14 protein-coding genes and 1 pseudogene are annotated in these 15,939 nt (G+C 59.9%); 1 reads left to right on the top strand and 14 read right to left on the bottom strand.

The genetic code is table 11. The features are described 5' to 3' along the window. Positions 1 to 26: 26 nt before the first annotated feature. From DSD31_RS10830 to DSD31_RS10795, 8 genes are all read right to left on the bottom strand, one after another. Entirely contained in the window at positions 27 to 749 is a 723-nt protein-coding gene (locus DSD31_RS10830; RefSeq protein ID WP_004863080.1) for an amino acid ABC transporter ATP-binding protein, read from the bottom strand. Then, positions 736 to 1,500 carry an amino acid ABC transporter permease gene (locus tag DSD31_RS10825; RefSeq protein ID WP_004863083.1) on the bottom strand — a complete coding sequence of 255 codons (765 nt, stop codon included), beginning with the start codon at positions 1,498 to 1,500 and terminating at the stop codon, positions 736 to 738. The genes DSD31_RS10830 and DSD31_RS10825 overlap by 14 nt, the downstream gene beginning before the upstream one ends. 65 nt (positions 1,501 to 1,565) lie before the next feature. Further along, on the bottom strand, positions 1,566 to 2,333 hold the full coding sequence (locus DSD31_RS10820) for a basic amino acid ABC transporter substrate-binding protein (RefSeq protein WP_004863087.1): 768 nt from the start codon (positions 2,331 to 2,333) through the stop codon (positions 1,566 to 1,568). A gap of 95 nt (positions 2,334 to 2,428) precedes the next feature. Further along, complete coding sequence (locus tag DSD31_RS10815; RefSeq protein ID WP_075808453.1) at positions 2,429 to 3,328, bottom strand: MurR/RpiR family transcriptional regulator; 900 nt, start codon at positions 3,326 to 3,328, stop codon at positions 2,429 to 2,431. Continuing rightward, positions 3,325 to 4,278 carry an iron-siderophore ABC transporter substrate-binding protein gene (locus DSD31_RS10810; RefSeq protein ID WP_015584134.1) on the bottom strand — a complete coding sequence of 318 codons (954 nt, stop codon included), beginning with the start codon at positions 4,276 to 4,278 and terminating at the stop codon, positions 3,325 to 3,327. Before DSD31_RS10810 ends, DSD31_RS10815 begins: the two co-directional genes overlap by 4 nt. Positions 4,279 to 4,293: 15 nt before the next feature. Next, positions 4,294 to 5,346, bottom strand: coding sequence for a FecCD family ABC transporter permease (locus DSD31_RS10805; RefSeq protein WP_004863097.1), 1,053 nt, complete (start codon positions 5,344 to 5,346; stop codon positions 4,294 to 4,296). After that, positions 5,343 to 6,365, bottom strand: coding sequence for a FecCD family ABC transporter permease (locus DSD31_RS10800; RefSeq protein ID WP_004863100.1), 1,023 nt, complete (start codon positions 6,363 to 6,365; stop codon positions 5,343 to 5,345). Before DSD31_RS10800 ends, DSD31_RS10805 begins: the two co-directional genes overlap by 4 nt. Further along, positions 6,362 to 7,183: an ABC transporter ATP-binding protein gene (locus tag DSD31_RS10795; protein WP_071359544.1), complete on the bottom strand. Its 822-nt coding sequence runs from the start codon at positions 7,181 to 7,183 to the stop codon at positions 6,362 to 6,364. The genes DSD31_RS10800 and DSD31_RS10795 overlap by 4 nt, the downstream gene beginning before the upstream one ends. A 516-nt stretch (positions 7,184 to 7,699) precedes the next feature. Here DSD31_RS10795 and DSD31_RS10790 point away from each other — a divergent pair. Continuing rightward, positions 7,700 to 9,769, top strand: coding sequence for a TonB-dependent siderophore receptor (locus DSD31_RS10790; protein ID WP_086817543.1), 2,070 nt, complete (start codon positions 7,700 to 7,702; stop codon positions 9,767 to 9,769). A 67-nt stretch (positions 9,770 to 9,836) separates the two neighbouring features. On the opposite strand, the gene DSD31_RS10785 is transcribed toward DSD31_RS10790, so the two are convergent. From DSD31_RS10785 to DSD31_RS10760, 6 genes and pseudogenes are all read right to left on the bottom strand, one after another. Then, complete coding sequence (locus tag DSD31_RS10785; RefSeq protein ID WP_064356970.1) at positions 9,837 to 10,625, bottom strand: ABC transporter ATP-binding protein; 789 nt, start codon at positions 10,623 to 10,625, stop codon at positions 9,837 to 9,839. Continuing rightward, positions 10,619 to 11,614 (bottom strand): ABC transporter permease, encoded by a 996-nt coding sequence (locus tag DSD31_RS10780; RefSeq protein WP_004863112.1) that lies wholly within the window; start codon positions 11,612 to 11,614, stop codon positions 10,619 to 10,621. The genes DSD31_RS10785 and DSD31_RS10780 overlap by 7 nt, the downstream gene beginning before the upstream one ends. Further along, positions 11,595 to 12,641: an ABC transporter substrate-binding protein gene (locus DSD31_RS10775; protein ID WP_004863115.1), complete on the bottom strand. Its 1,047-nt coding sequence runs from the start codon at positions 12,639 to 12,641 to the stop codon at positions 11,595 to 11,597. The genes DSD31_RS10780 and DSD31_RS10775 overlap by 20 nt, the downstream gene beginning before the upstream one ends. After that, on the bottom strand, positions 12,638 to 13,612 hold the full coding sequence (locus DSD31_RS10770; RefSeq protein ID WP_004863118.1) for an ABC transporter substrate-binding protein: 975 nt from the start codon (positions 13,610 to 13,612) through the stop codon (positions 12,638 to 12,640). Before DSD31_RS10770 ends, DSD31_RS10775 begins: the two co-directional genes overlap by 4 nt. Before the next feature lie 11 nt (positions 13,613 to 13,623). Next, positions 13,624 to 14,712 carry an acyl-CoA dehydrogenase family protein gene (locus DSD31_RS10765; RefSeq protein WP_044348910.1) on the bottom strand — a complete coding sequence of 363 codons (1,089 nt, stop codon included), beginning with the start codon at positions 14,710 to 14,712 and terminating at the stop codon, positions 13,624 to 13,626. 70 nt (positions 14,713 to 14,782) lie between these two features. Further along, positions 14,783 to 15,869: pseudogene (locus DSD31_RS10760) on the bottom strand (LLM class flavin-dependent oxidoreductase); the annotation flags it as partial. Positions 15,870 to 15,939 lie beyond the last annotated feature (70 nt).

Raw genomic sequence — 15,939 nt, 5'->3', positions numbered from 1 at the left:
CCCTGATGGCGCGCCGTCGTACGGTATTATAGTACCTTGCTTAAAAAGGCCGCGGTGCGCGGATTGACCGGAGCGGTAAAAATCTGCTCTGGTCTCCCCTCTTCCTGAATAATGCCCTGATCGATAAAGATAACCCGGTCAGCCACTTCACGGGCAAAGCCCATCTCGTGCGTGACGATAACCATCGTCATCCCTTCGCTGGCGAGATTTTTCATCACTTCCAGCACGTCGCCCACCAGCTCGGGGTCCAGCGCAGAGGTCGGCTCATCAAACAGCATAATCGAAGGCTTCATCGCCAGCGCGCGGGCAATGGCCACCCGCTGTTGCTGGCCGCCGGAGAGACTGGAGGGCCAGGCGTCACGCTTATCGCTTAATCCAACCTTCGCCAACAGCTCCTCCGCCAGCAGCACCGCCTGCGAACGGCTCACGCCGTGCAGGTTGACTGGCGCCATGATCAGATTTTCCAGCACCGTCATATGGGGGAACAGATTAAAGCGCTGAAATACCATGCCAACGCTTTCCCGCATCTTGTTCAGATCGGTGCTGCGGTCGTGGGCGGCAAAGCCGTTGACTTCGACGATGCCTTCGCTGACGCTTTCCAGCGCATTCATACAGCGCAGGAACGTGCTTTTTCCGGAACCCGACGGCCCGATAATACAGACCACTTCCTGCGGTTTAATATCGCAGCTGATGCCCCGCAGTACGTGGCTGTCGCCGAAACGTTTGTGCAGATTATTAATGTGAATCACTTTTGCCAAACCTCTTTTCCAGACGGTTAACCAGCTGCGCCAGCAGGAAGGTAATGACCCAGTAGACCAGAGAAATGGTCAGGTAGGGTTCCCAGTAGGTGGCATAGGCGCCGGACACGGTACGCGCGGCATAGGCCAGATCGGCAAGACCAATCGCCGAAGCCAGCGAAGAGTCTTTGACAATGGCAATGGCATTGTTCCCCAGCGGCGGCAGGATCCGCCGAAAGGCCTGCGGCAGAATCACCTGGCGCATGGTTTTCCACCACGGCATCCCCAGCGCGCGTGAGGCTTCCATCTGCCCCTTATCAATCGACTGAATCCCGGCGCGGAAGATTTCCGAGACATAGGCCCCGGCATTAAGGGTAATGGCCACGATACAGGAGAGAAACGCGCCGTAGTTAGAACGCAGTTCGCGGGCGAAATCGGCGCTCATCAGCCCATGGCTGACCAGCAGACCGTCACGCGGGTTGATAAACAGCGGCACCAGCGCGAAGTGCACCACCATAATCTGCACAAACAGCGGGGTGCCGCGAAACGCGCTGACGTAAACGCGCACCGGATACTGCACCAGATAGCGCAGTACATATTTCCACGCGCCGTGTTCCGCTTTCGCCATACGCCCAAGGCCCAGCGTCAGGCCCCACAGAGTACCGAGGATCACGCAGATAATGGTACATTTAATGGTCATCAAGGCGCCGTCCATAAACAGCGGACCGTACTCCTCGATGATCTCCCAACGGAATCCCGTCATAGTGCTTCCCTAAAAAATACGGCTATCGCACGCGTCGATAGCCGTCATGAAAACCAAAAGATGAATTATTGCGCAGGCAGCGTCGGGACGTTGTCGTCAAACCAGGTTTTATAGATTTTGGCGTAGGTGCCGTCGGCGACGATTTTCTTCAGACCGGCGTTGATTTTCGCCTGCAGCTCAGCGTTGCCTTTGGCCACCGCAATACCGAAATACTGACGTTCAAACCTGGCGTCCGGCACCAGCCTGAACTGCTTCTCCGGGTGCTGTTTGATGTAGTATTTCACCACGCCCACATCGCCCACCGCCGCGCTGACGCCGTCTTCAAACAGCTCCTGCAGCATCAGCGGGGTATTATCAAAACGCTTAATAGAGGTGCTGTTTTTACCCAGCACATCAGAGACCACGATATCGCCGGTGCTGGAGTTCACCACGCCGACCTTCTCACTCTTCAGCGCTGCCAGGGAGGTCACTTTGGAGTCTGCCGGCACCACGATGGACTGTTCAGCCGGGAAGTAAGGAGCGGAAAAATCAACCATCTGTTTACGCTTATCGGTGATGGTTATCCCGGAGATAATGATGTCGCGGTCGCCGGAGCCGAGAGTGGCGAAGATCCCTTCCCACGGGGTATTCACCAGCTTGATATTAAAGTTCTCCGCTTTGGCGATCGCTTTGATGATATCGATATCAAAACCTTCCAGCTGCTTCTGGCTGTTTTCATATTCAAACGGGCGGTAGGTCCCGCCGGAACCGACAACGTACGTCTCCTGTGCCGCCTGCGCGCTCCCTGCCAGAGCCACCAACAGACAGCACGCCTTCATCCATTTTCCCATCATGACAACCTCTTTTTATGCATTAATTTTGCATAAAAATACACATCATCACGATTACTTGCAACAGGAAACCTTTCAGCCTGTGAATTATCGCGTACTTAGCTGCGTTTACCGCCGGATTTACCAATCGCTTTATGCAGTTCGTTAATGCGCTTCATTGATTTCATGGTCCGCTGCGGCGTGGCGGTCGCCACCGACAGCACCAGCATTTCGAGACAGACCAGCACCGTACCGTGCAGCGGTACCCGGCCGTTATCGCCGCCGCGCGGAACGTCGATCACCACCTGCGCCTCCTGGCTGAAGCGTGAGTCCACCGCCTGAGTTAACAAAATCGTCGGGATCCCCAGCCGCCGGGCTTCACGCAGCGCGGTCATCCCTTCGCGATGCGGCGATTTTTGTCCCATCATAATCATCACATCGCCGCGCTGCAGACCGATCAGCTGCTCGGCAAGGCTGAAGCCGGTGCGGTTGAGCACGCTGGACGGTAATCCGATACGGCTGAACAGCCTGCCGGTGTACTCCGCCAGAATCCCCGATGCCCCGATGCCGAAAATCGCCACCTGCCGTGCCTCGCTGAGTAGCGCTACCGCCTGGGCGACGGCGGCGCGATTGGTGGGGCGAGAGAGCACTTCACAGGCGCGTTGATGGCCCTCCAGCACAAAATCAATGCTCGAATTCACATCGCAGGAGAGCGCATTCACCGTTGACAGCATCTTCTCCGATGAGGTGATGGAGGGGCCGAACCAGCGCTCCATGGTCTGCTTCAGTTCGCGCAGGCCGGCAAAGCCCAGCGCCTGAATGGCCCGCACCACCGTGGCATCCGAAGTCTGAGTCGCCGCGGCGATCTCCATCGCCGTGCGCTCCAGCACCACTTCCCGGTTTTCGTTGATATAGCTGACGACCGCCAGCAGCCGCGGCGAGAGCTGGTGCGCCCGGGCGCGAAAGCGTTCGCCGAACAGGTCGACCCGCCCTTTCTCTCTTTTTACCGGGGTTTTCATTTCAGCTCCGCCGGCAGCGGCCGACCGGCAATGTGCGACTGCACCTGTGCCACCATCAGGGTCAGAGCGGCAAAGGAGTTGGAGATAACCTCCTCACGCGGCAGCAGGATATAGCGACCGGTGCGGCAGGCACGCATAAAGTCGCACCAGCCGGGCATCACCCCTTCCATCGCCTGCAGCTCCTCCTGCGGTTTACCGCCGGTATCCGAGCGCCAGGTAGCAAAAACAAAATCTGCATCCAGCTCCGGCAGCTGTTCGGCGCTGACGTCAATACGTTGGCCGTCAGGGATCTTGTCGATCAACGGCGGAAAATGAAACCCGGCGTCGCGCAGTACCCGTCCCAGCGCGTGGTAAGAGTGGTGAACGGTGACTTTGCCATTGTTGGCCTGAATAACCGACACCGTGATGTTGCGGGTATCCACCATCGCTTTGAGCTGGGCTATCTGCGTCTGATAGCGGCGCTCAAGAATGGCCAGCCGCGCTTCGCTGCCGGTGAGCTGCGCCAGCTTGCTGTAAATTCGCGGCGCGCTGCCCTGCAGATGGTCAATGCTGACCGTCGGTGCAATCTTCGCCAGCTGTTCCACAGAGACGTGGCGACTCGGTTCGGTAATAATCAGATCCGGCTTCGCCGCTGCAACGGCTTCGAGGTCAATATCCGCGGTGCCGATAAACTGAATCGCGCTGTTATCAAAATCGACCCCGGTCAGCTGGGCGCTGGAGCGCAGATAGTGGCTACCGTCGGGGCGGGTGCGCCCGTGGCTGGCCACCGGCGGCACGCCAAGCTCAATCAGCGGAATCGTGATATCCAGGTCGTGCATCGAGACGATACGCTGCGGATGCAGCGGCACCGTCACCACCCGCCCTAAATCATCAGTAAACGTTTGTGTTTGACGCTCGGCGGCGCCGGTCACGCCCGCCGCTAACAACAGCAAAGAAATAAGCCAACGCATAGCAACCCTTCTACATTACAGGGCGTCACGACGACGCCACAGCAGCAAGATAAAAAACGGACACCCCACCAGCGCAATAACAATTCCGGCCGGAATTTGCAGCGGCGCGAAGGCCAGACGGCCGAGAGTATCGGTAAACAGCACCAGCAGCGCGCCAATCAACGCGCTGCCGCACAGGAGCGACACCTGACCACCGCGCAGCAGAAAGCGTGCCATGTGCGGCGCCATCAGCCCCACAAAACCAAGGCTACCGACGCAGGAGACGCTGGCGGAGGTGAGCAGCACCGGCGCAAAAAAGCGCAGCAGGGTCAGCTGCTGCAGGCGTACGCCGAGTCCCACGGCGGTACGGTCGCCAAGCAGCGCCACATCCGCCGCCCGGGCGGTCAGAAACAGAATCAATGTCCCCGGCAACGCCCACAAAAAGGCCACCAGCAGCAGCGTCCAGGTTGCCGCATGCAGACTGCCGGCAAGCCAGATCATCGCCGTTTGCACATCGCGCACATCGGCGGTGGTCATAAAAATGCCGACCGCCGCCGCCAGCGTCCAGGAGACGCCGATACCGATCAGAATGAAGCGCGGCCGCGAGCAATCCCGGGCCAGAACCAGCACCAGCAGCGCCACCAGCGCCCCGCCGAGAATGCCCGCCAGCGGCCGCCAGACCAGCCCGACGGCGGGAAAGAACAGAATCAACGCCAGCACGACCACGCTGGCCCCTTCTTTGACGCCAATCAGCCCCGGATCCGCCAGTCCGTTTCGGGTGATGCTCTGCATCGCCGCCCCCGCCAGCCCGAGCATGGCGCCGCACAGCAGCGCCATCAGCAGCCTGGGAAGGCGAATATCAAACAGGATAAAGCGTGACTGGTCGCCAACATTTTCCGGGGCAAAGAGCGCACGCGCCAGGGTACCGGCAGGCAGCGGGAAGCTGCCGCGCGTCAGGCCAAAGCTTGCCAGAAGCAGAATGGCAATAATCAGCACCGCGGCGATGTTCAGCGCCGCAGGGCGCAGGAGCAGATGGCAGCTCCCCGCGCGAAGGGGCCGGAAACCGGCACGGCGCACCGCGTTTTTCATTTAAAAAACCTCGCCGCGATAAAGATAAATACCGGAGCGCCAACCAGCGCAGTCATCGCCCCGGTCGCCAGCTCCTGCGGCGCCACCAGGGTGCGGGCGGCGATATCCGCAAACAGCAGCACCAGCGCCCCGACCGGCGCCGCCAGCGGCAGCGCCAGACGAATATCTTCGCTGATCAGGCGACGAATAACGTGTGGCACCACCAGTCCGACAAAACCGATCGGCCCGGCGACCGCCACTGCCGCACCGCACAGTAGCGCAATGGCACCCAGCCCCAGCAGTCGGGTCTGAAGAATGTTCACCCCCAGCCCCAGCGCCACCTTGTCGCCCAGCGCCAGAACGTTCAGGCGAGGCGCGATAAGCAGCGCGAGCAGGCCACCGGCCAGCGCCGGAAGCGTCGCCGATCGTAAAACTGGCCAGTTGAGTCCGGCAAGATCGCCTGCCAGCCACGTACGCATCGCCAGCAGCGTTTGTTCATCCAGAATCAGGATCGCGGCGGTGACCGCCGAGGCAAAGGCGGAGAGCGCCACGCCACAGAGCGTGATGCGTAGCGGCGTCGCCCCGCCGCGCCCGGAGGTCGCCAGCAGCATGACGCCGCCAAACAGCAGCGCAGCGCCGCCGGCGGCAATCAGCGGGCGACCTGACGTCATTCCGCTCAGACCCAGCGCCGATGTTGCGACTACCGCCAGTGAGGCGCCGGCATTAAGCCCCAGAATATGCGGTTCCCCCAACGGGTTACGAATCACCGTCTGCAGCAGCACTCCGGCGACGCCCAGCGCCGCGCCGGTCAACAGCGCCGCCGCGAGGCGAACCAGACGCAGCTCGACAATAATCCGCTGGTCAAAATTACGTGGATCGTAGTGAAACAGCGCCTGGAGCACCGTCTCCGGCGCAATCCAGCGAGCCCCCAGTCCCAGCTGCACCACCGAACCGACAATCAGCAGCAGCGTCAGGAGCGCGAGCGCACGTTTTGGCCGCGCCTGGCGGCGGCGGTGCAACAGCAGCGCGGAGGCGCTCATTGGGCTTCCTCCTGCCGCGCGCGAAAGGGCATAAAAAAGGGTTTACCGGTCTGCGGGTTGAGCGACATCTGGACCTCAACGTCAAACACGGTTTTGATCAGCTCCGGGGTACAGCTGGCGTTTTCGTCCACGACCCCGGCAATACGCCCTTTCTTGAGGAACACCAGGATATCGGCATAGTTCACCGCAAAGTTAAGGTCGTGCAGCACGGTGACCACCGTGCGTCCATGGTCACGGGTCAGGGTTTGCAGCAGTTCGAGGATATCGACCTGATAGCGCAAATCGAGCCAGGTGGTCGGCTCGTCCAGCAGAATCGTCGGCGTTTCCTGCGCCAGCGCCATCGCAATCCAGCAGCGCTGGCGCTGGCCACCGGAGAGGCTGTCTACCGGCAGATGGGCAAATTCGGCGGTGCCGGTCAACGCCATCGCCTCTTCTACCGCCCGCTCGTCGGCATCAGACCACTGGCGCATCAATCCCTGCCAGGGGTAGCGACCGCGGGAAACCAGCTCAAAGACCGTTAATCCTTCGGGAGTGAGCGGCGACTGAGGCAGAATCCCCAGCTGACGTGAAACCGCCCGGGTCGGCATAGTGTGAATCGTCTGACCATCCAGACGCACGCTGCCGCCAAGCGGTTTCAGCATGCGGGCAATCGTCGACAGCAAGGTAGATTTACCGGAGCCGTTAGCCCCGGCCAGTACCGTCATTTTACCGTGAGGGATCGTCAACTGAATATCATCGACAATCAGGGTCTGGCCGTATCCGGCCGACAGGGAATCCAGCACGATTCCCTGCTCTGCAGGCATCACCCGCTGTGGCATAACTCGCTCCTGCGCCGCAACGGCGTGGCATCAGCCAGCACGTTCTGCACTCAAACAAAAATAAATCTCATTCTCTTTTGATCATGCTGCGGATGAATGTAGTAGTCAATACTCTGTTTTATCGGACATAAATTGCCTGCACTACCAGGATTCCTGCATAAAGAAGTTTAAATTTTTTACATAAAAAACAAAAAATTAGCTCAAAAAAACGGGTAAGAAAAAGCGCCGCAATCACCGATCCTGCAACGGTTAATTTTTTATCTTACATAACATTTACTACTACATTCTCTCGTGATTGAATGATTCTCAATTACATGTCTGAACGCAAATCATCGCGACCAACAGGCAGATAATATTTTTAAGGGCAATGATTTAATTGGCTTTTTCTGTCTGCAAAGGACAGATTCGTTCACGAGAAACAGACAAATGACGCGATCAACGATCCCTTTCATAACGCTGAAAGGGCGAGCTCTTTTTTCACTGATATTTTTGGGTTCTTTTACCTCACCGGGATTAATTGCAGCAGAAAACAGCGCCAGCAAAGAGAAAACGGCTGGCGACGAAACCATGACGGTGGTCGCCGCGGGTGCTCAGAGCGACACCAACGGCTATCAGCCGGTTGCCAGCTCAACGGCGACCCTGACGTCGATGCCGCTGCTGGATATTCCGCAGGTGGTAAATACCGTCAGCGACAAGGTGCTGGAAGATCAGCACGCCACTACCCTTGACGAGGCGCTGTATAACGTCGCCAACGTCGTCCAGACCAACACCCTCGGCGGGACCCAGGATGCCTTTACCCGCCGCGGTTTTGGCGCCAACCGCGACGGCTCAATCATGACCAACGGTCTGCGTACCGTTTTGCCGCGCAGCTTTAATGCCGCCACCGAACGCGTAGAAGTACTGAAAGGCCCGGCCTCCACGCTGTACGGCATTCTTGACCCCGGCGGATTGATTAACGTCGTCACGAAACGCCCGGAGAGAACCTTCGGCGGATCGATTTCCGCCACCTCCAGCAGCTTTGGCGGCGGTACCGGCCAGTTTGACGTCACCGGCCCCATCGAAGGCACGCGGCTGGCCTACCGGATCATCGGCGAGTACCAACATGAGGATTACTGGCGCAACTTTGGTAAAGAGAAAAGCAGCTTTATCGCCCCTTCCTTGACCTGGTTTGGCGACAGGGCGACGGTGAACGTGTCGTACTCCCATCGCGACTACAATACTCCGTTCGATCGCGGTACCATCTTCGATCTTAATACCGGTCACGCGGTCAACGTCGATCGGAAAACGCGCTTTGACGAGCCGTTTAACGTGACCGATGGTTATTCCGATCTGGCGCAGCTGAACGCCGAATATCGCCTGAACGATGCCTGGACCGCCCGCTTTGACTACAGTTACAGCCAGGATCACTACAACGATAACCAGGCCCGGGTGACGGCCTACGATTCGGCCACCGGCGATCTGACCCGCCGCGTTGACGCCACCCACGGCTCAACGCAAAAGATGCACACAACTCGCGCCGATTTACAGGGCAACGTGGTCGTCGGCGGGTTTTATAACGAAGTCCTCACCGGCATCGCCTATGAGAATTACGATCTGCTGCGCACCGATATGATCCGCTGTAAGAATGTGAAAGGGTTTAATATTTATAACCCGGTCTACGGCACTGTCGGCACCTGCAGCACCGTTTCGGACTCCGATAGCGATCAGCGTATTCAGCAGGAGAGCTACGCCGCCTACGTTCAGGATGCGCTCTATCTGACCGACAAGTGGATTGCCGTCGCCGGGATGCGCTATCAGTATTACACCCAGTACGCCGGCAAAGGGCGTCCGTTCAACGTCAACACCGACAGCAGCGACCAGAAATGGACGCCGAAATTTGGTCTGGTGTATAAGCTGACGCCAACCGTGTCGCTGTTCGGTAACGTGGCGCAGTCGTTTATGCCGCAGTCATCGATCGCCAGCTACATCGGCAATCTGCCGCCCGAAGAGTCTACATCCTATGAAGTGGGCGCCAAGTTCGATCTGTTAAGCGGTATCACCGCCAACATCGCGCTGTTTGATATCCATAAACGCAACGTGCTGTACACCGAAGCCGTCGGCGATGAGACTGTCGCCAAGACCGCCGGGAAAGTGCGTTCACGCGGCGTCGAGGTGGATCTGGCCGGTTCGATTACCGATAACCTGAGCGTGATCGCCAGCTACGGCTATACCGACGCGAAAGTGCTCGACGATCCTGACTATGCCGGTAAGCCGCTGCCCAACGTCCCGAAACACACCGGTTCGTTGTTCCTCAGCTACGACATCCATAACGTCTACGACAGCAATACGCTGACCGTCGGCGGCGGCGGTCGCGCGGTGAGCAAACGCTCCGGCACCAACGGCGCGGACTATTATCTGCAGGGCTACGCGGTCGCCGATGTCTTCGCCGCCTATAAGATGAAGCTGCAATATCCGGTGACGCTGCAGGTTAACGTGAAGAACCTGTTTGATAAGACCTACTACACCTCATCCATCGCCACAAACAACCTGGGCAATCAGATTGGCGATCCGCGGGAAGTGCAGTTTACGGTGAAAATGGACTTCTGATCGCATCACCACGCCCGGACAGCGCCATCGCGGCCTGTCCGGGTCCATCCGTTGCTCCTGCGCCAGACTACCAGTCCTCCGCCTGCCCTAACATGCGTAAAATATCCTGTCGGTGCTGCAACAGCTGCGGGTTATCCCGATGCCGGGGAAAGGCCAGCGGTAGCGTAAATTCGCCAATGATACGCCCCGGCCGCGGCGACATCACCAGCACGCGTTCGCATAGCAGCAGCGCCTCTTCAATGTCATGGGTCACCAGCAGGCTGGTGTAGCCCTGCTGCTGCCAGAGCGTAATCAGCTCGCGCTGCATGCCGATGCGGGTCAGCGAGTCCAGTTTGCCGAGGGGCTCATCGAGCAGCAGTAAACGCGGCTCGTTGAGCAGCGCGCGCGCCAGCGCGGCCCGCTGGGCCATCCCGCCGGAAAGCTGCCGGGGCCACGCCTGGCTGAATCCCTGCAGGCCGATACGCGTTATCAGCGCATCGGCCTGCGCTTCACGCCCTTTTTTGCCCTGCGCCTGCGGCCCCAACAGCACATTTTGCCGCACCGTCAGCCACGGATAGAGCGTCGGATCCTGAAACACCAGAATGCGGTCGGGCCCCGGACCGCCCATCGGCGCGTCATCTATCCGGATCTGCCCGCCCTGCATGGGTTCCAGTCCCGCCAGCAGCCGCAGCAGCGTCGACTTACCGCAGCCCGAAGGTCCCAGTAGCGCCACGCTCTCTCCCGGACGCAGCCGCAGACTGATATTTTCCAGCACCGGCACCGTTTCCCTGCCGAGGGAAAAGGCATGGTGCAAATGGTGAATCTCGATGCCAGCGCCAACCCGGGCGCTGTTCTGGGATGCCGCTGTCGCTACCATGTCATCCCTCCTCGCTGCCACTTCAGCAGCCGATCGCGCACCATAAACAGCCCGCTTATCAGGCCGGAACAGAGAAAGGCCATGACCAGCAGCGCGGCATACATATTGGGGTAAGCCGCCCAGCCCTGCGCCCACTGCAAATAAAAACCGATGCCCGATTTCACGCCAACCATTTCAGCGACGATCAGCACTGAAAACGATGCGCCCAGCCCCATGAACAAGCCGACAAACACATTCGGCAGCGAGGCGGGAATCGCCACCCGTAAAATCAGAAAACGCTGGCTGGCCCCCAGCGTGCGGGCGACGTCATACCAGGCTTTATCGATACTCATGACCCCGGACCAGGTCAGCACGGTGACCGGAAACCAGGTACTCAGCGCAATCAGAAACACGCTTGCCCCAAAGCTGGAGGGAAAAATAAACAGGCATAGCGGCAAGAGCGCCGTTGAGGGCACCGGGCCAAGCAGGCGCAGGACCGGATGCAGCCAGTAGCCGATACGCTGCGACCAGCCAATCGCCAGCCCGCTGATAAAACCGCAGGAGGTGCCGAGCAGCACCCCAAGCCCGAGCAGCCCCAGAGAGTGCAGCAGACTATCCAGCAGCCGCGGCCAGTCGTCGACCAGGACTTCGATCAGCGCCTGCGGCGGCGCAAAAAACGGCACCGGCAGGATCGCCGTTTTTGCCGTCAGCCACTGCCATAACGTAAACAGCAGCGGCAGCAGCGCCAGCCACTTTCCGGCCGCGAGCAGACGACCGCCCCGCTGATGCCAGTAGCGGCAACTTAGCGCCAGCGCCAGCAGTCCACCGGCGATGGCGAGCTGACTCATCGCCCACCCCGCGCTGTAGGGCCAGCGTCGCCCGACATCCGGCCACGCCAAAGTAAACATCCCGCCCGCCAGCCACAGCGCGGCGGCCAGCAGCCCTTCAGACCACAACGGATAGCGCCCCCCGGCGCGCGACAGCGCCCGATCAGGCGAATACGTTGGCATAAATACTCTCCGCAAACTGGTGAGGATTGGTCCCCGGTTTGATCACCTGTACCCGCTGCAGATCGCTCACGTACTGGGTCAATTCATTCACAAAGGCTTCTCCTACGGCGTGGTGTCCATGCCCCTGGCCATGAAGGATCCCCGAGACTTCGGCCTCATCGGTGTTTAATGCATGGGCCATGAACGATTGCGCCACGCTTTCGGGGTGAGCCGATGCATAGCTGTGCGCCTCGAGAATCGCCTGGGTCAGCGCGGCGGCAACCGGTTTGTGATCCCGGGCCAACGCCCCGCTTACCCCCAGCACGCAGCAGCTCAGGTTGGCGTAATCGCCGCTCATATTGCTGGCGATCAGCTGATATTTCCCGCTTTGCAGCAGGCGGAAGCTAAAGGGCTCGCTGCCGCTGATGGCGGCAATCTCCTGCTTATCCAGCGCGATACTGAGCAGATCCGCCGGGTAAACTTTCCACTGCACGTCGCTTATCGGATCGATGCCATGTCGTTTGAGCAAAATAGCGAAGAAGTTTTTGTCCGGTCCGGCCATATCGGTGACGCCAATCGTCTGCCCTTTCAGACTCTCCAGGCCGCCAAACGGCGAATTTTTTGCCGTCAGCAGATTCAGACAGCCGCCGTGCGTTCCGGCCGTCAACTTGACGTCAAAACCCTGCTCCAGCGCCTTCAACCAGCGCAGCGCCATCCCGACGCCGGCATCGGCCTTGCCGGTCGCGATGGCCTCCAACAGCACATCGGTCGAGTTGCCGAAGTTAACGAACTCAACCTCAAGGTTGTATTTGCTGAAAAACTTCTGCTGCTCAGCGACCGCCACCGGCGCGAGGCAAACCGCGCTCTTGTTGATGGCCAGCTTCAGCTTGTAGGGTTCCGCCAGCCGCAGCGCCAGGTTTTCACCGTTTCCGCCCTCCGCCGGCATCGTGGTCATCGTATGCGCCCACAGCGGCCAGGCGGCCGCTGCCAGCATGGTTCCACCGCTGAGCTGTAAAAAGCGGCGGCGTGAGAAAGCGGACTGATTCATGGTCTGTTCTCCTGAGCGGCCGGGACATCAGGCAGCGTAAATCGGGTATCAAAGGTCGGCGTGACATCCAGCTTCGCGCGAATCAGACCATTGGCCTGATAAAAGTCGGCGGTCGCCTGCTGCTGTTCAATGGTGCGCGAGTCCAGACGCTGCCACTGCGACTGGCGGTTAGCAAACTGCGCCCGGGCAATGTCCGGCGGGAAACGGATGATGTCACCAAGGGTTTTGCCATAGCTCTCGAGATTGGCGTAAGCCCAGCGCTCCGCCCCAGCCAGGCGGGTGAGATAATCCTGTAGCGCCGCGCGCTTAGCCGGATCCTTTAAGCTTTCATCCGTTGCCGCCAGAAACGTATTCCCCGGCAGCAGCCCTTTACCGCTCACCAGAATCTGACCTTCGGCGGTTTTCACCAGCTGGGTGGTATAGGGTTCCCAGGTCGCCCAGGCATCGACCGAGCCGTTGAGTAAAGCCACTTTGGCATCGACCGGGCCGAGAAATACCCACTGCACCTCTGTCGGTGAGATCCCCGCCTGCTGCAGGGCTTTCAGCGCCACGTAATGACCGATCGAACCTTTCCCGGTGGCGATCCGCTTACCTTTTAAATCCGCGGCGCGCTTTAGCGAACTTCCCGGAGGAACCAGCACGGCCGTGCCCGCCGGGTTGCTTTTATCGACGGCAATGGCCTTTACCGGCGCGCCGTTGGCGAGGGCAAATAACAGCGGCGCATCGCCAATAATCCCGGCGTCTACCGCGCCGGCGTTCAGCGCTTCCGCCAGCGGTGCGGCGGCCGGAAACTCAGCCCACTTGATCTCATAGCCAAGGTTTTGCAGCGCGTTGGCCGCTTCGAGTTGCGAGCGCATGCCCCCTTTCTGATCGGCAATTCGCAGAGTGATGCGCTCCTGCGCCGACGCCAAAGCGCTCAGCGCCAGCAGCGAGAGCCCCGCGGCCAATCTTGTTATTGTTCGTTCGTGCATAAACATTATCCTTATGATTGAAAAGCGTGTTGACCCGCCGCCTGCCACGCGCTGTCGCTCTGCGGCGTATGCACGCGCCCGCACAGCACGTTGCGATAGTGGCGTTCAAGAGGATGTTGTCGGCTAAGGCCATGATTGCCGGTAAGCTCCAGCGCCAGAGTCACGACCTGCACCGCGTTGTCGGTAATGGTGACCTTGGCCAGATTGGCCTCGGTGGCGGTCAATTCCAGTCCGGCGGCCTGTTGCAGCAGACAGCGGTTCGTCAGCAGCCAGCCTTCTATCTGACCTGTTTTTTCCTGCACACGCGGTAGACGGGAGAGCGGGTGCCCGAGGTTGGCCGGCGCCCGCGTACTTAGCCAGCCCAGCAACCAGTCCCGCGCCGCGCGGGCCACGCCGTCATAGATCGCGGCTAACAGCGCGGTCTGTCGATTGGCGAAGAGACGGAAACGTTCGGCATCCGCGGCGGGAGGCGCAGATGCCGGCCAGATATCCACCGCATTTTGCCGGGGGATCGGTACATTTTTCAGTATCACTTCATGGCTGCCGGTCGCGCGCATTCCGGCATGGTCCCAGCTTTTAATAATGGTGACACCGTCACTTTCTCGCGGTACCAGCCAGGTGCCGACCTGCGGATCGAGATCGTCGCTTCGTGCCCAGATAGCCAGCCAGCTTAGCCCTTCAACGCCGGTGGTATAGAGTTTGTGCCCGTTAAGACGCCAGCCGTCGGCGGTACGTGTTGCAACCGTCTGCGGCAGCCCCCCGCGCGCCGGCGAGCCGAGTTCAGGTTCAACTCTCAGGCTGTTGATCAATCCCCCTCGCTCGACGGCATCGCGATAGACCTGCCGACGCAGCGGTTCCGCCCAGCCGTCGCTCTCCGCCAGACGCAGATGATGCAGATACTGCATACAGACGATCAGCGCCGTCGCCGGTTCCCCCCACGCAATGGCGGTAATCGCCTGCTGCAGCCGGGCCAAATCCGCCCCCGCCCCGCCATACTGCGCCGGCGTGGCAAGGCTCAGAAAACCGCTCTGATGCAGGAGCGCGAGATTGTGGTGGGGAAAATCGCCGCTACGGTCAAGCTCTGCCGCCTGTTCGGCCATCTGCTGACGAATGTGGGTTAGCTGCCGCAACCAGTCGGCCTGCGGCCGCAGGGGCTGTTGACCGGAAAGCGTCACGATGCGCGCTCCTGAATCGCGCGCTGAGCCGCTTTTTCGCGAGCAATCGGCAGCAGAGCCTTCCCGTATTCCCGCGCATCGTTTAATGGATCGAAGCCGCGAATCAGGAAGTTGCGCACCCCGAGGTCGTAATAATCCAGCAGCGCATCGGCAACCTGTTCCGCCGTTCCGACCAGCGCGGTGGAGTTATGGCCGCCGCCAACCAGTTTCGCAATACCGGTCCACAGACGTTTATCCACCACATTTCCCTGTTCTGCCGTGGCCCGCAGGCGCCGTGCCCCTTCGCTGTCTGGCTTCGCTTTGAAACCCTGGCCCGCCTGCGCCGCCCGTTCGGAAGCGACATGTAAAATATGCTCGGCCTTCTCCCAGGCCTGCGCTTCGCTGTCGGCAATAATCGGCCGGAATGAGACGCTAAAATCAATGTGGCGCTGATGCTTCGCGGCTTCGGCCCGCACCCGACGGATGGTCTCCGCCGTTTGCCCTAACGATTCGCCCCACAGGGCAAAAACATCAGCATGTTTACCGGCTACCGCAATGGCGGCCTCGGACGAGCCGCCGAAGTAGATCGGAATGTGCGGTTGTTGCAGCGGGCGGATTGCCGACCACGCCTGCTCGGCCTGATAAAAGTCATTGTCGATATCAACGGGCTGTTCCGCAGTCCAGACTTTTCGCACCGTATCCAGGAAAGCATCGGTACGCGCGTAGCGCTCGTCATGGTTGAGGTAGTCACCATCCCGACGCTGTTCGGCATCGTTGCCGCCGCTGATGATATGCACCGCCAGACGCCCGCCGAGCAGATGCTCCAGGGTAGCAAACTTACGTGCCGCCAGCGTCGGCGAGACGAATCCCGGGCGATGGGCCAGCAGAAAATTGATTTTCTCCGTCGATAACCCGGCCAGCGCGGTAACCAGAAAGCCATCCGGCTGATCGGACCAATGCCCCACCAGCAGGCGATCGAAGCCGGCCGCTTCGTGAGTTTGCGCAAAGCGCACGATATAGTCGCGGTCAAAAACCGGGCCTGCCGGGGCGATGGTTTCGGATGAGAGGCGATGGCCGATCATCCCGAGAAACTGAATGCTCATAACATAACTCCTTGCGTCGGGTAACGGTGGCCGCAGCGGCGGCGCCTGTCGTTACCCTATACATCGGCAG

This window comes from Klebsiella sp. X13 (genome assembly GCF_003323835.1).
Classification (GTDB): Bacteria; Pseudomonadota; Gammaproteobacteria; order Enterobacterales; family Enterobacteriaceae; genus Klebsiella; species Klebsiella ornithinolytica.
This window is presented reverse-complemented; position numbering and strand designations above follow the sequence as displayed.

Coding starts and splice junctions, on each gene's coding strand:
- DSD31_RS10780 (WP_004863112.1), bottom strand. CDS start 11,614: ATGCCAACGTATTCGCCTGATCGGGCGCTGTCGCGCGCCGGGGGGCGC.
- DSD31_RS10770 (WP_004863118.1), bottom strand. CDS start 13,612: ATGCACGAACGAACAATAACAAGATTGGCCGCGGGGCTCTCGCTGCTG.
- DSD31_RS10820 (WP_004863087.1), bottom strand. CDS start 2,333: ATGATGGGAAAATGGATGAAGGCGTGCTGTCTGTTGGTGGCTCTGGCA.
- DSD31_RS10775 (WP_004863115.1), bottom strand. CDS start 12,641: ATGAATCAGTCCGCTTTCTCACGCCGCCGCTTTTTACAGCTCAGCGGT.
- DSD31_RS10810 (WP_015584134.1), bottom strand. CDS start 4,278: ATGCGTTGGCTTATTTCTTTGCTGTTGTTAGCGGCGGGCGTGACCGGC.
- DSD31_RS10815 (WP_075808453.1), bottom strand. CDS start 3,328: ATGAAAACCCCGGTAAAAAGAGAGAAAGGGCGGGTCGACCTGTTCGGC.
- DSD31_RS10800 (WP_004863100.1), bottom strand. CDS start 6,365: ATGAGCGCCTCCGCGCTGCTGTTGCACCGCCGCCGCCAGGCGCGGCCA.
- DSD31_RS10825 (WP_004863083.1), bottom strand. CDS start 1,500: ATGACGGGATTCCGTTGGGAGATCATCGAGGAGTACGGTCCGCTGTTT.
- DSD31_RS10795 (WP_071359544.1), bottom strand. CDS start 7,183: ATGCCACAGCGGGTGATGCCTGCAGAGCAGGGAATCGTGCTGGATTCC.
- DSD31_RS10785 (WP_064356970.1), bottom strand. CDS start 10,625: ATGGTAGCGACAGCGGCATCCCAGAACAGCGCCCGGGTTGGCGCTGGC.
- DSD31_RS10765 (WP_044348910.1), bottom strand. CDS start 14,712: ATGGCCGAACAGGCGGCAGAGCTTGACCGTAGCGGCGATTTTCCCCAC.
- DSD31_RS10805 (WP_004863097.1), bottom strand. CDS start 5,346: ATGAAAAACGCGGTGCGCCGTGCCGGTTTCCGGCCCCTTCGCGCGGGG.